The organism is Thalassotalea sp. LPB0316, assembly GCF_014898095.1.
Classification (GTDB): Bacteria; Pseudomonadota; Gammaproteobacteria; order Enterobacterales; family Alteromonadaceae; genus Thalassotalea_G.
Genome location: NZ_CP062946.1, coordinates 1,569,925 through 1,584,030 on the forward strand (window position 1 = coordinate 1,569,925; position 14,106 = coordinate 1,584,030).

Here is a 14,106-nt window from a genome sequence, read left to right on the forward strand (position 1 = left end):
ATAGTAGGTATCACATGAAATTAACTAAAAGCGCAATCGCACTTGCTTTACTAAGTAGCTTCTCTTTATCGGCCGCAGCAGCTGACGTTGTCATTTACGGTAAAGTAAATGTAACATTCCAATACTCAGATGATAAAGAAGAAGGAAACAGATTTACTGAGGTAAAATCAAACGCATCACGTATTGGCTTTAAAGGTGACCACAGTATAAATGACGATTTAATGGTTGTTTATCAAGCTGAGTTCCAAGTTGATATTGACGGTGACGACGATAACTTTACCGAGCGTACTCAGTTCCTTGGTTTACAAGGTAACTTTGGTAAAGTTTACCTTGGTAAGATGGATACTATGTTAAAGCAGTCGCAAGGTAAGGTTGACTTGTTTAACGATTTAGAAACGGATATTAAAGTACTTTGGACGGGTGAAAACCGTTCTAGCAATGTATTAGCGTACATGTCACCGAGTTTTGGTGGCTTTAAGTTTGGTGCTACATACTTAGCTGAAGAGCAAACTAATGATGATCGCGGTTACTCAGTAGCGGCGTTTTACGGTGATGCAAACCTTAAAAAATCGAAGTTCTACGCATCTCTTGCTCATGACAGCAATGTAGAAGGTGAAACGCGAGCTTTTGGTGAGAAAGGCTCTTACGATACAACTCGTGCGACGGTTCAAACTAAAGTAGCTGGCGTTAAGTTAGGTGCGATTTACCACACACAAGAAGATGTTGAAACAGGTGCTGAGTTAGACGGTTACATGGTTTCAGCTTCTTATGCAATTGACCAGTGGACGTTAAAAGGTCAATACCAAGTGGCTGATATGAAGGGCGTAGAAGAAAAAACCGGTTACTCAATCGGTGCCGACTACCGTTTAGCTAAGCCGACTAAAGCATTTGTATTCTACTCTGCAATCGACAGTGATAACTCTGATGATAAAGAGTGGTTAGGTGTAGGTTTAGAGCATAAGTTTTAATGTCATCTATTTGACACAAACCTATTGATAAAAAGCCACTTGTTGAAGTGGCTTTTTATTTAATACCAATTTTATTAAATAGTTAATCATTCAGAGCTACGTCAGGGAAGTTAGAACAAAACAAATTGGTGCAGGTGTGGCATTCCCCATCAAGGCAATTTGTAAAGTTATTACTTTTCTGACGAGCTCCCAAAGGGCGAGTTTAAATGGCTTATATGCTTCGTTACTGATTTTGATAAGGGAATAACCGTTACCAGCAATCAAAGCCTCGCCTATAAACCATTTAATTCTCGCTGAATGACCAAGTATTTAATGAACTTGGTATAACTGGTATAATTTATTGTTAATGCATAAAATTATTTCAGGTAATTGAATTTTTTTTTACGTTCATGTCATAAAAGTGTCATGGTTGTTTAGCAAAATACCTACAGTTAATCGGATAATACTCAAGGTAATTGTTAGGATTTTAGGATGAACAGAGAAATATTAGTCGTTGAAGACGAAGCGCCAATTCGCGAGATGATTTGCTTTGTACTTGAGCAAAATGGCTATAATCCAATACCTGCTGCAGACATAAGCGTTGCACAACAGCTGATCAAAGAACCATACCCAGATTTGATTCTTCTGGACTGGATGTTACCAGGCGGCACAGGTGTCAAGTTTGCAAAATCACTTAAGCAAAGTGAATATACTCGTAATATCCCTATTATTATGCTCACTGCGCGTGGCGATGAAGACGATAAGGTCAAGGGATTTGAAGCTGGGGTCGATGATTATGTCACTAAGCCATTTTCACCGAAAGAGCTCATTGCACGTATAAAAGCGGTTATTCGCCGCGTCTCGCCAACGTCAATCGAAGAGACTATCGAATTTCACGGTTTATCACTCGACCCAATTGCACATCGGGTATCAATTAATGAGCGTAAACTCGACTTGGGACCAACAGAATTTCGGCTGTTACACTTTTTTATGACCCATACAGAGCGTGTCTATTCTCGCGAGCAATTACTTGATAATGTATGGGGAACTAACGTCTTTGTTGAAGACAGAACGGTAGATGTTCATATTCGCCGTTTGCGCAAAGCAATTTCAGGTGATGGGCATGAACATTTTATTCAAACGGTTCGAGGTTCAGGCTACCGTTTTTCAGGACAAGTAAGCCAATAATTTATGTATTCAAACACATCAACAGTTTTGCTCTATAAAAGACTGTTATTCGTTTTATTAGCCAGCGGTTTTATCGGCTGGCTTTTTGACATCTTCTGGCCAGCAATTGCGATATCGAGCATTGCACTTTTGATCTGGCATTATCATCACTTAGTTCAACTTGCTCACTGGCTATGGCAATCTAAATCGATTAATCCGCCGCATGCTTCAGGCACTTGGGGGCGAATTTATGATGGTTTATTCCACGTTTTAAATAAACAACGTAAAAAGCAAAAGCAATTGCGTCATCGCATCCGTCAATTTAGAGATGGCGCCGAGGCACTGCCTGATGCAGCGGTTGTATTATCAGACGACTTTATTATCGAATGGAGTAATAAAAAGGCACAAAACTTACTCGGTATTGTTTGTCCTGGCGATGTTGGTCAACGCATTGATAACTTGATACGCAACCCTGAGTTTACTCGAGTGCTATATCAGCAGGCCTTTGAAGCGCCATTTCATATTGATTCACCACTTAAAGAAGACACCACATTAGAGCTGCGCATTATGACCTACGGTGTCGATCAATATTTGCTCGTTGCTCGGGATGTCAGTAAATTAAACCGACTAGAAACAATGCGCCGCGATTTTGTCGCCAATGTTTCTCATGAGCTGAAAACTCCATTAACAGTGATGCGTGGTTACATTGAGATGATCCAAGCGCCAGGTAATAATTTCGACGAACATTGGTTAACCGTGTTTGCCACGATAGAAGGGCAAGTAACCCGGATGGATCGGTTAGTAGAGCAATTGCTGATTTTGTCAAAAGTCGAAAATAACGCGACTTATGATGAGACCTATCGGGTTAATTTAAGTGACCTAGTGACTAATATCGTCAAAGAGTGTCATTGGTTAAACCAAGATAAACAGCACAAAATCACTAGTGATATAGCGCCCGATATTTACATTTCAGGCATAGAAACTGAGCTTAAAAGCGCTTGTACTAACTTAATTTCTAATGCCATTGCTTATACGCCCGCTCAAGGTGATATTCAAGTAAGCCTTGAGCAAGTGAAACAGAGTATGGGGATGGGCGTTAAATTCACCGTTAAAGACAATGGCAGTGGTATTAAACCCGAGCACGTAAACCGGATTACCGAGCGTTTTTATCGAATAGATAAGTCACGATCTCGTAATACAGGCGGATCGGGGTTAGGCTTATCAATCGTTAAACACGTATTACAACATCACAATGCTGAGCTTGTCATCAACAGTCAATGGGGCGTTGGTAGCGAATTCAGTATTATTTTTTCATCAACCTCTGTTATTCAATAAAATCAGAGAGTTAACCTAGTGGTAATCGGTGTGTTATAGGCTGGACTTTCCAGCCTTTTTTTATTGTCTGCTGAACTGACACATTTAGTTTTCGCTGTAACATAACTGTAATATTGCTTAAATATAATTGTCACAAAAGCTGAGTATAGTTTTCAGCGTCCCAACCAGACAGATAATTTATATTTGGAGAATTCAATGAAGTTCAAAAGAGCTTTAACTGCTTTAGGTTTAGCAGGTTTAATGAGCGTATCAGCATACGCAGTAGATAAAGACTTACCAGAATACAAAAAAGTAAGTGGTGTATCAGGTAACTTATCATCTGTAGGTTCAGATACGTTAGCAAACATGATGACATTTTGGGCTGAAGAATTTAAGCGTACTTACCCTAATGTAAATATTCAAATTCAAGCAGCTGGCTCTTCTACTGCGCCACCAGCTTTAACAGAATCTACTTCAAATTTAGGCCCTATGAGCCGCAAGATGAAGTCTCGTGAAATTCAAGCCTTTGAAAAGCACTTTGGCTACAAGCCAACAGCTGTTCGCGTAGCTATCGACGCGTTAGCGGTATTCGTTCACAAAGATAACCCTATCGAAGGTTTACGCATCGACCAAGTAGACGCTATTTTCTCTAGTAACCGCAAATGTGGTGGCGAAAAAGATGCAGACCGTTGGGGTGACTTAGGTTTGGCTGGCGACTGGACAGCGAAAGACATTCAATTATACGGCCGTAATTCAGTATCGGGTACTTACGGTTACTTCAAGAAGAAAGCTCTTTGTAAAGGTGACTTCAAAAATACTGTAAACGAGCAACCAGGTTCTGCTTCTGTTGTACAATCAGTATCAGCATCATTAAACGGTATTGGTTACTCAGGTATTGGTTACCAAACGTCAGGTGTTCGCGCTTTACCATTAGCGAAAAAAGGCGACAACTTCGTTGAAGCGAACATGGAAAATGCAGTATCTGGTAAGTACCCACTATCGCGTTACTTATACGTATACGTAAACAAGCATCCAAACAAGCCATTAGATCCAATGACTGCTGAGTTCTTAAAAATGGTACTTTCTAAGTCAGGTCAATACATTGTTGAAAAAGACGGCTATATTCCTTTACCGAATAAAGTTGTTGAAAAAGAATTGAAGAAACTTGGTTTAACTATGTAAGTTAAAGCAATTATCGATGAGAAAAAACGCTAGCCTTGGCTAGCGTTTTTTTATGGCTGTGATTTTTCTTTTATTAGACATGTTAAATGAAGCGCTTAGCGGCAGGAGACCCCCTATAACAACATTAGGGGATGACTAAGGTCGTTATTCTCGCGGATGCGGGAATCTCACCCTATATACCTTTTCATCGTCATTCTCGCGGATGCGTGAATCTCAATTACCGACAATGAAATTCTCTGTTAAATAAAATGCGCTTAGCGGCAGGAGATCCCTATAACAACATTAGGGGATGACGTTTCTTCCGTATCGTGGATGATGTTTGTTTGGTGCAGGGGAAGACGTTAGTTTAGTGCAGGGTTAACCGTCGTTTTTAAATTCGCTACAGTGAGTTTTAGCGTCTTCAAAATAGAAACAGTAATTACCCATATCATATCTGGCATAGCCTATAGCTATATTCAATTTAGTCTTCATACCAGCTAAGATACAACTGGGTGTTTTTTTTCCTCATCACAATAATAATGATTATTGTATCTAATTTCTGGTTCCTCTACAGCACTTAACCTAAAGGCCTTGTCACTTGCGCCAAAGGATTCATCTAGATAAATATAATCAGATTGGTGAAATAAATATAAGTAAACAAATGAAATAAAATCGGCATGGTACTTCGGAGTTTTAAAAAGCTCACAGGTGTTGTCAGGGCAATACCTAACCTCTTGACTAGAAATGATCTCTAACGCCCCTTGTAAGTCTCGTTTTAACAGCGATTCAACGTTGATATTTTCGCAGTGCACTTGACATGTTAGTAACAAGAGAGAAACGATTAAGAACTTCAATACTACCTACCTCAGCGTTAACCAATAAATTCAAAGTCGATATTAATTTGCTTTAAGTGTTTTTGCTCACTTAATAAATCCGCTTCTATAAGCGGTTTATCAGATAGCCATTGCTGCTTTAACTTGATTTTTAACAGGTTGTCTTTAGCACTTATTTTGAGGTTTGGTAATTCGGCAAGTTGGCGCTGTTGGCTTAATAGTACTGAAAGTCTGATCAGTGCGCCTATTCGTTCGAGCTTTTGCTGGTCGAGTAGGTACCATTGTTGTTCAGAGGCCTTAGTGATTTTTTTGCGGTGGTTACCAACAAGCCAAGCGAGTGCTTGTTGTTGCTCTAAGGTAAAACCGGGTAAATCAGCATGGGCGACAATATATTCACTGTGTTTGTGATAACTTGATGGGTTTATATCAAAGCCAATTTCATGTAAGTAAACAGCCCCTTGCAACAACACATAGTAATTATTATTGGTGAGCTTCCAATCTTTTTTCACTTCCTGATAGAGTTTATCTGCTAAGGCAAAAACTTTATCTGCCTGCTCTCTTTCTACGTTAAAGCGGGTGGTCAAGGAAGAAATCGCGGTCTTTCTAACATCTTCATACTGACTTAGCTCAAATTTTTCATACAGTACACCTTCACGCAGTGCGTAATCACAGTAACTCAACGACGAGACTTCTAACATCTCGACAACGGCGATTAATATAGCTAGCCCGGAACACAAGATAGTTTTACGACTTTCTTTTAATGGCGATAGGGTGATGTTATCAACATGCTGACAAGCAATAAGTTTCGCTTTTAACTCGTGCAGTTGTCTAAGATTAATTGGTTGCGGAAACTCACATTCAGCGTTAATCAGGTTATAGATACTTTTAATCGTACCTGAAGTGCCTAAGCACTCTTGCCAACCGACTTTTTTAAAGCGCTTTACATGGGCTTCAAGTTCTTGGCGAGCGGCTATAATTGCCTGCTTAAATGCTTTTTCGGTAATTTTACCATCGCTGAAAAATTGTCTTTGAAAACTGACACAACCGACGTTTAAGCTAGTTAGCGTTTTGGTCGCATCGTTTTCGCCAATGACACATTCAGTTGAGCCACCGCCGATATCAATCACTAAGCGGGTAGTATCAGGTGTGGTGTAATGGGCAACACCTTGATAAATTAAGCGCGCTTCTTCATGGCCTGAAATTACTTCAATATCGAACGGTAAAATGACTTTAGCTGCATTGAGAAATTCACGAGCGTTGACCGCTTGGCGTAAAGTGTATGTTGCTACTGCGCGAAAATTTTCGGCAGAAAGTTTACTGATCGCCGGTGAAAGATCGCGCAGCGCTTGTAAGCCTCGCTCCATAGCAGCTTGGCTTAAAACGCTGTCTTCACTAAGGCCTTCAGCGAGTTTTACCTGATATTTCTCTGAGTGAACGGTTTGTAAATTGCCATCAACTAAGCGGGCAAACACAAAATGAAAACTATTGGAGCCGATATCTAAAGCGCCAAAATAGTTTTCAGGTAACTCGAGGTTTGTTGGTTCATTCATGGGTTAATTGCTTTGCTAAAAGGTGCTTAAGTGACTTATCTTCAACGTCTCTCAAATAGTCATATATCGCTAACTGTGAGCGTACGGCTTGTCCCGTGGTGTTCTTAACGTAATGGTTCTTTTGTCGACGATCGATGATTCGCGCTTTGACATTATCTTTAAAGTGAAACTCAAGGATATCTAGGATTCGCTGTTTTAAATGTGGTGCGTATATTGGGCAAGCAACTTCAACGCGTTGATCAATATTGCGTTCCATCCAGTCAGCGGAGGTGATCAATACCTGTTTATCACCTTGGTTATAAAACACCATAACGCGTGGGTGCTCAAGAAATTGGTCGACTATTGAAATAGCGGTGATGTTCTCACTAAAGCCTTTAACGCCTGGCACTAGGGTACACATACCACGTATTAATAGGCGTATTTTCACCCCCGCATTACTGGCCTGATAAAGCCGATTGATTAAACCTTTATCAACCAAATTATTAAGCTTGAGATCGATGCCTGAAATTTTGCCTTGGTTGGCATTTTCAATTTCGTTGTCAATTAATTGATATAACCGGCGGCGTGATGTCAACGGCGAAACAATTAAATGATTAAATCGAAAACGCTTGTAGCTATGGGCAATAAAAGAGAAAACGTTTTCAACTTCTTGAGTGATCTCTTTATGGCAAGTAAATAGTGAGAAATCGGTATAAATTCGAGCGTTTTTTTCGTGAAAGTTTCCTGTGCCAATATGCGCATAGTTAACTAAATTGCCATGCTCTTCTCGGCTAATTAAGCATAGCTTTGAATGGATTTTTAATGACTCAATGCCAAATTCCACTTTAATGCCAGCATCCTTCATTAATTTTGACCACTCGATATTCGCTTCTTCATCAAAACGAGCTTTCAGCTCAACTACCACGGTCACTTGCTTACCATTTTTCACCGCTTCTATCAGTGAGTGAATAATCTCCGACTTTTTGGCTACGCGATAAATGTTAATTTTAATTTGCTTAACGGCAGGGTCGTATGATGCTTGGCGAACAAACTCGGTGAAATGGCGGAACTTGTAGTAAGGGTAATAGACGAGAATGTCTTCTTGTTTAATTGCGTCGAATATCGAGTTGGCTAGCTTTATATTAGCGGCTTCAAGGGCGACTAAATCGGTTTTCTCTAGCGAATGTTCACCGAGATTAGGAAAACCAGTAAAGTCTTTAAAATGGCGGTAACGAACGCCAGCAACTAGGTTGTCGGCTTTTTTGATCTTAAGCTCTTTGCGCAAAAACTTTAGCATGTACGCAGGCATATGTCGGTCGTAGCCCAAGCGCACAGGATCGGCTTTTAAACGTTGCTTTAAACCTTTCGACATTTTATCTAATAAACTTTGGTCTATTTCGTCGTTTAGGTTGTACTCGGCGTCACGGGTTAGCTTGATTGAATAGGCTTCAATTTGGTCGTAGTCGAAAATACCGGAAAAAATATCGTCCAAAAAGTAGTGTAAGATGTCATCGAGCATAACGATGCGCTGCACTTCATCAATATTATCTTTGGGTAAAATAATGAAGCGCTTGATTTCATCACGCGGGATTTCAACCAAGGCATATTGGGTATTTTCGTCTTTGTTGAGTGCAACGAGTAAATAGATACCGTCGTCATCTAAACATTCAGCAAGCTGGGTTTTATTCGAAATAATTATCGGTGTAACATGACGAATGACTTGATGTTCAAAAAAGGTTTTGAGCCATATTCGCTGTTTACTGGAGAGCTTTTTGGCAAAGTTTTGCGACTGCTCGGTATTGAAAATTAAATCGATATTGTGCTTGGCTAATTCGTCAAATGCAGCATTCGCATAGCTTTGAAACTGTTGGGTGAGTAAATTGACTTTGTCGCTAATTTTGTTGAACAGTACCGACCATTTCATATTCTCAAGTTGTTCGGTTTCAACATTGGCCGCTTCAAGTAATGATTGACGATAGATATTAGCGGCGCGTACGCGAAAAAACTCATCTAAGTTAGACGAGTAAATACCCAAAAAGCGTATCCTTTCGATCAGCGGTACATTAGGATCGGCCGCTTCTTGCAGTACACGTTCATTAAATGACAGCCAACTTAGCTCTTTGTTGTAATAGGGCGTGTCCATTAAATCCCATAGCTTTCGTTGATATCAACCATTAAGTCATTTTCAATTGCTTCAAGCGCTTCAATGAGGCTATCTACATCATTTTCACTGACGGAAATAATGACCTTTGCAGTAAACATTAATTGGCCAGAGTGTGGTGCACTTTGCTGCTGAGAGACTAACTTGATCAGGTTGCCGTGGTTTTGATGGATAACTGAAGAAATATCTTGAACAATGCCGGCGCGATCATTAGCAGTTAAAGATAAACTTATTGATTTACCGCGTTTTTCCGTTGGATTTGGCGCGTCGACTAGCTGTAAGTTGAAATCGGTTAACTGCTCTAGTGCTGTCGTCATCGGCGCGTATTGGCTTTCATCAACCGAAACTTCTAAAATACCGGCAAATTTTCCTGATAGATGATGCAGACTACTTGTTTGCCAGTTACCTTGGTGCTCGGAAATCGTGCGAGACAAAGCGTCAACGAGACCGGGCTTGTCATCACAAATAAAGGAAATAACTAAATGCTTCATAAGGGGATCCTTTTTGAAAAGAAGGCATATCTATTAATAGCGCTTATCTCATTCGCTTGTCAATGCTCTAGTTAACTGATTTAAGTAGAATTTATTGTGCTTACAAGTATATGAATGAAGTATTACAGTTTATTGATGATCAACGCGTGTTAGCTGAGATAACTCTTTGTGGAGTTGGCTGTCGTCACCTAAGTTGAGTTCAATCATCCTGCGTAAATGAGACATGCTATCAATATCCATGGCGTTACAACGCAAGCCCAATTCATTCTCACTCTCGTGCATAACTGCAACGTGCATTTCTACGCGCTCATTATCGATTAACTCAAAGGTTAATGTACCAATTTTCTTAATAAATGAATCACCAAAGCACGGATGGCTTACTAGCGCTCCGTTAAGCGATATATCGTGAATGGATACCAGATATCGTTGATCATCTATGATTAATTGAGCATCGATGGCAAACAATATACGGGTAAATTGACGTCTATTCTCCATACCAATAAAGCAATTTTTTTATTAACATCTTATAAGCATAGACAGTAAATAAAAAAAAGCACCTTGCGGTGCTTTTGATTTTACATTTTTTACATGATTTTCTTGTATTTAATGCGGTGCGGCTCGAGTGCTGCTGGGCCGAGTGTTTTCTTGAGCCACTCGTTGTATTCGCTAAAGTTACCTTCAAAGAAATTCACTTGGCCTTCATCGCGGTAATCGATGATATGGGTGGCGATACGGTCTAAGAACCAACGGTCATGGGAAATAACCATGGCACAGCCCGGAAACTCAAGCAAGGCTTCTTCAAGTGCACGTAAGGTTTCAACGTCTAAGTCGTTGGTTGGCTCATCGAGTAGTAATAAGTTACCACCGGTTTTCACCAGTTTTGCCAAGTGAACACGGTTTCTCTCACCACCAGATAAGTCGCCAATCAGTTTTTGCTGATCGTTACCTTTAAAATTAAAACGGCTGCAGTATGCGCGTGAGTTAATTTCATAACCGCCAATTTGAATAATATCGTGGCCTTCTGAAATTTCTTGGTAAACCGTGTTGCTGTCGTTCATATCGTCGCGGAACTGATCAACACTGGCTAACTTAACGGTTTCACCTAGCTCTACTGTGCCTGAATCTGGCTGCTCAGCATTTGAAAGCATTTTAAATAACGTTGATTTACCCGCGCCATTGGCACCGATAATACCGACAATCGCACCTTTAGGAATACTAAACGATAAATTGTCGATAAGTACGCGATCGCCAAACGATTTGGTTAAGCCGTTAACATCTAATACTTTATCACCTAAGCGTGGCCCTGGTGGAATGTATAGCTCGTTCGTTTCATTGCGCTTTTGGTTTTCTTGGCTGTTAAGCTCTTCAAAACGCGCCATACGCGCTTTACTTTTTGCTTGACGTGCTTTTGGACTTTGACGAACCCACTCAAGCTCTTGCTTAATGGTTTTTTGACGCGCATTTTCAGATTTTGCTTCAATCGCCAAACGCTTTTCTTTTTGCTCAAGCCACGATGAGTAGTTACCTTCCCAAGGGATACCTTCACCGCGGTCAAGCTCTAAGATCCAACCTGCAACATTATCTAAGAAGTAACGGTCATGGGTAATGGCGACCACAGTGCCTGAGTAATCGTGTAAGAAACGCTCTAACCAAGCAACAGATTCTGCGTCTAAGTGGTTAGTTGGCTCATCGAGCAATAGCATATCTGGCTTTTGCAGTAATAAACGACAAAGCGCTACACGGCGGCGCTCACCACCACTTAATACAGCAACTTTTTGATCCCATTCTGGTAAACGAAGGGCATCGGCGGCGCGCTCTAACTGGTTTTCTAAGTTATGACCATCGCTGCTGGCAATAATCGCTTCGAGTTCACCTTGCTCTTTGGCAAGTGCGTCAAAGTCAGCGTCTTCTTCTGCGTAAGCGGCGTACACTTCATCTAAGCGCGCCATCGCATTTTTAACCACGTCGACCGCTTCTTCAACGATTTCGCGTACCGTTTTGTTTTCATCTAATTCTGGCTCTTGCGGTAAGTAACCGATTTTTGTGCCAGCTAAAGCGTGAGCTTCACCTTCAAACTCTTTGTCAACGCCTGCCATAATGCGCAAAAGCGTAGACTTACCAGCACCATTTAAACCTAAAACACCGATTTTAGCGCCTGGGAAAAATGAAAGTGAAATGTCTTTTAAGATAGTGCGTTTCGGTGGAACCACCTTAGAAACGCGGTTCATCGAGAAAATAAACTTATCTGGCAATGCCATAATGTGATGTTCCAATAATCAATAAAACAATATTATGTCTATTGTAGTGGAATAACTACCGTAGCGTCTACTGATGATAAAATGTAAGCGTATCTTTTTGAAGCTTATTAAAATGGTTTATTGGATATGAGAGATTAGAGCTATTGAGTGTCTCTTTTGGCTATTATCATAAAATTTCTTAGCTGCGAAAGAGACACTCTGGAGATAGGTTGGAATAACCGACTCAGTTAAGCTTGGCGTGCGACTAAATGCACTGTTGAAGTTGAACGCTCTAAAAACGCCCCTTCACAGTAGGCAAAATAGTATAACCACAAGCGCTTAAACTCATCATCGTAGCCGTGTTGTTGTATTTCAGCCCAGTTTTCAAGGAAGTTTTCACGCCAATGGTTGAGTGTTTTTGCGTAATCCAAGCCAATATCGTCTAGCGACTCAACCACCATATTCGTGTGTTTGGCCACTTGTGAGGTGAGTAGTGAAACCGAAGGTAAAAAGCCGCCTGGGAAGATGTATCGCTGAATAAAATCAACATTGTTGAGGTAATAATCTAAGCGTTGATCGGCGATGGTAATGGCTTGGATCAACATTTTACCTTTTGGCTTAACTAAGGCCTGACATTGTTCAAAAAAGCTTTGTAGGTATTCGTAACCAACGGCTTCTATCATCTCAATTGACACGAGTTTGTCGTATTGCCCGTTGAGATTGCGATAATCTTCTTTGAGTAAGGTGATTTTATCGGTTAAACCGTGCTCGGCAATTTGCGCTTTGGCATAGGCATATTGCTCTTCAGAAATCGTGGTTGTAGTGACGGTTGCACCATAATATTTTGCCATATGTATGGCAAGGCCGCCCCAGCCCGTGCCAATTTCGATAACGTGGTCGTCAGGTGATAAATCAAGGCGCTGACAAATGGTATCGAGTTTGTATAGCTGTGCCTGCTCTAGTGAAGACTGTTCGTCAGGGTAAATAGCCGAAGAATACATCATGCGCTTATCTAAAAAGCGGGTATAGAGTTCGTTACCTAGATCATAATGGGCAACAATATTTTTCTTAGAGCCCGATTGTGAATTGCGGTTTAATCGGTGAAAAAAGTAGTCTTTGAGGCTGTTAAGCCACGATTTTTTATTGTCGATGTTATCGGTGATTTGCTGAGCTCTGGCGAAAATACGAATGATCTCGGTCAGATTTGGGCTAGACCATTTTTGCTCAATGAACGCTTCCGCAACGCCAATGCTGCCACCTTTGACGAAATCGAGGTAGGCGGTAGCATCTTTGATGTAAATTTTTCCTGAAAGAGGTGTTTGACCGTGAACCGCCTTTTTTTTGCCAAATTTGTGACTATGGTTGCCCTCGATAATTTCTACTTCATCGTTTTGCAAGTTTTCTAACGCTGAAAAAACTAAATTGCGACAACGTTTGGTTAACCAATTAAACTTGATAGCCGGCTGTAAATTTGCAATTGACTCCATAACGACCTCTTTTTTAATGCCCACTGTTTTTCGTTTGATAAGGAACAAAGGGTACTTTCTTGATAAATAGTTTTAACGCTTGATAATAAATGCCTGCGACGATTTTCAGCGTCATGTGTGGCAACGTTAACCAAACGCGTGATAAGTGTTTACTTGTCATTGGTACTCGCTTTAACGCCAAGGTTGCATCGAACAGTTTTTCTTGCTCCTTGATATTTTCAATATGTACTAGCAAGTTTTTGTCTTTTTTAGTTGGCGGGTTGACACGCCAGTGATACTGCATAGCTAAATCAAAAAACGGTGAAACATGAAACACTTTTTCGGTTGCCTCAACCTTCGTTAAATCAACCAGGTAATAATGACGTTTATTCCATGGGGTGTTGCTAACTTCCACTAACATGTAGCGACAATTGTCGTGTTCATCGTAGCAAAAGAAAAAATTTGCAGGGCTAAAATACAGGCCAAAGCAGCGTGCCTGAACAAGCATAACAACCTTGCCGCCCTGCCAAATACCACCTAAGGAGTTTACTTTGTTGGTAATACGCGCTCTTAAATCACCCGGTTCACTTTTTAGGTAATCTTTTTCGACAAAGCGAATCGGTTTGTACCAATATTGACCTAACAGGCCTTGATTGATGCCACCAGATTCAACATCAGCTAAATCTAGCGCCAACATATATAAGTGATAGGTAAACCCGTGCTTAGCCGGCGTAAAGCGGCGGTGCCTGATTTGGCCGTGGTAAATTGCGCTATCACCTAGAAGTTCCATGTGTTTCTCA

11 protein-coding genes are annotated in these 14,106 nt (G+C 40.7%); 4 read left to right on the forward strand and 7 right to left on the reverse strand.

Going from position 1 to position 14,106, the window contains the following annotated elements; translation table 11 throughout:
* Positions 1-14: 14 nt before the first annotated feature.
* The 4 genes from LP316_RS06900 to LP316_RS06915 all read left to right on the forward strand — a co-directional run bounded on the left by LP316_RS06900 (position 15) and on the right by LP316_RS06915 (position 4,610).
* A complete protein-coding gene (locus LP316_RS06900) occupies positions 15-968 on the forward strand; it encodes a porin (RefSeq protein WP_193023584.1) in 954 nt (317 codons plus the stop codon).
* 471 nt (positions 969-1,439) lie between these two features.
* On the forward strand, positions 1,440-2,135 hold the full coding sequence (gene phoB, locus LP316_RS06905; protein ID WP_193023585.1) for a phosphate regulon transcriptional regulator PhoB: 696 nt from the start codon (positions 1,440-1,442) through the stop codon (positions 2,133-2,135).
* 3 nt (positions 2,136-2,138) lie between these two features.
* Positions 2,139-3,449 (forward strand): phosphate regulon sensor histidine kinase PhoR, encoded by a 1,311-nt coding sequence (phoR, locus tag LP316_RS06910; protein WP_193023586.1) that lies wholly within the window; start codon positions 2,139-2,141, stop codon positions 3,447-3,449.
* Between the two features lie 195 nt (positions 3,450-3,644).
* A complete protein-coding gene (locus LP316_RS06915; RefSeq protein ID WP_193023587.1) occupies positions 3,645-4,610 on the forward strand; it encodes a PstS family phosphate ABC transporter substrate-binding protein in 966 nt (321 codons plus the stop codon).
* An 850-nt stretch (positions 4,611-5,460) separates the two neighbouring features.
* Here LP316_RS06915 and LP316_RS06920 read toward each other — a convergent pair.
* From LP316_RS06920 to LP316_RS06950, 7 genes are all read right to left on the reverse strand, one after another.
* Positions 5,461-6,972 (reverse strand): exopolyphosphatase, encoded by a 1,512-nt coding sequence (locus LP316_RS06920; RefSeq protein ID WP_193023588.1) that lies wholly within the window; start codon positions 6,970-6,972, stop codon positions 5,461-5,463.
* Positions 6,965-9,094 (reverse strand): polyphosphate kinase 1, encoded by a 2,130-nt coding sequence (gene ppk1, locus LP316_RS06925; protein WP_193023589.1) that lies wholly within the window; start codon positions 9,092-9,094, stop codon positions 6,965-6,967. Before ppk1 ends, LP316_RS06920 begins: the two co-directional genes overlap by 8 nt.
* The gene (locus LP316_RS06930) at positions 9,094-9,603 is read right to left on the reverse strand and encodes a glycine cleavage system protein R (protein WP_193023590.1); all 510 of its coding nucleotides are present in this window, start codon (positions 9,601-9,603) and stop codon (positions 9,094-9,096) included. Before LP316_RS06930 ends, ppk1 begins: the two co-directional genes overlap by 1 nt.
* Before the next feature lie 129 nt (positions 9,604-9,732).
* Entirely contained in the window at positions 9,733-10,098 is a 366-nt protein-coding gene (locus LP316_RS06935; RefSeq protein ID WP_193023591.1) for a PilZ domain-containing protein, read from the reverse strand.
* A gap of 89 nt (positions 10,099-10,187) precedes the next feature.
* Positions 10,188-11,861 (reverse strand): energy-dependent translational throttle protein EttA, encoded by a 1,674-nt coding sequence (gene ettA / locus LP316_RS06940; protein WP_193023592.1) that lies wholly within the window; start codon positions 11,859-11,861, stop codon positions 10,188-10,190.
* A gap of 227 nt (positions 11,862-12,088) precedes the next feature.
* On the reverse strand, positions 12,089-13,327 hold the full coding sequence (locus LP316_RS06945) for an SAM-dependent methyltransferase (protein ID WP_193023593.1): 1,239 nt from the start codon (positions 13,325-13,327) through the stop codon (positions 12,089-12,091).
* 13 nt (positions 13,328-13,340) lie between these two features.
* A complete protein-coding gene (locus LP316_RS06950) occupies positions 13,341-14,096 on the reverse strand; it encodes a DUF1365 domain-containing protein (protein ID WP_193023594.1) in 756 nt (251 codons plus the stop codon).
* Positions 14,097-14,106 lie beyond the last annotated feature (10 nt).

Excerpts from the sequence above, each read along its gene's own strand:
- LP316_RS06900 (WP_193023584.1), top strand. The coding sequence starts at position 15 with ATGAAATTAACTAAAAGCGCAATCGCACTTGCTTTACTAAGTAGCTTC.
- phoB (WP_193023585.1), top strand. The coding sequence starts at position 1,440 with ATGAACAGAGAAATATTAGTCGTTGAAGACGAAGCGCCAATTCGCGAG.
- phoR (WP_193023586.1), top strand. The coding sequence starts at position 2,139 with ATGTATTCAAACACATCAACAGTTTTGCTCTATAAAAGACTGTTATTC.
- LP316_RS06915 (WP_193023587.1), top strand. The coding sequence starts at position 3,645 with ATGAAGTTCAAAAGAGCTTTAACTGCTTTAGGTTTAGCAGGTTTAATG.
- LP316_RS06920 (WP_193023588.1), bottom strand. The coding sequence starts at position 6,972 with ATGAATGAACCAACAAACCTCGAGTTACCTGAAAACTATTTTGGCGCT.
- ppk1 (WP_193023589.1), bottom strand. The coding sequence starts at position 9,094 with ATGGACACGCCCTATTACAACAAAGAGCTAAGTTGGCTGTCATTTAAT.
- LP316_RS06930 (WP_193023590.1), bottom strand. The coding sequence starts at position 9,603 with ATGAAGCATTTAGTTATTTCCTTTATTTGTGATGACAAGCCCGGTCTC.
- LP316_RS06935 (WP_193023591.1), bottom strand. The coding sequence starts at position 10,098 with ATGGAGAATAGACGTCAATTTACCCGTATATTGTTTGCCATCGATGCT.
- ettA (WP_193023592.1), bottom strand. The coding sequence starts at position 11,861 with ATGGCATTGCCAGATAAGTTTATTTTCTCGATGAACCGCGTTTCTAAG.
- LP316_RS06945 (WP_193023593.1), bottom strand. The coding sequence starts at position 13,327 with ATGGAGTCAATTGCAAATTTACAGCCGGCTATCAAGTTTAATTGGTTA.
- LP316_RS06950 (WP_193023594.1), bottom strand. The coding sequence starts at position 14,096 with ATGGAACTTCTAGGTGATAGCGCAATTTACCACGGCCAAATCAGGCAC.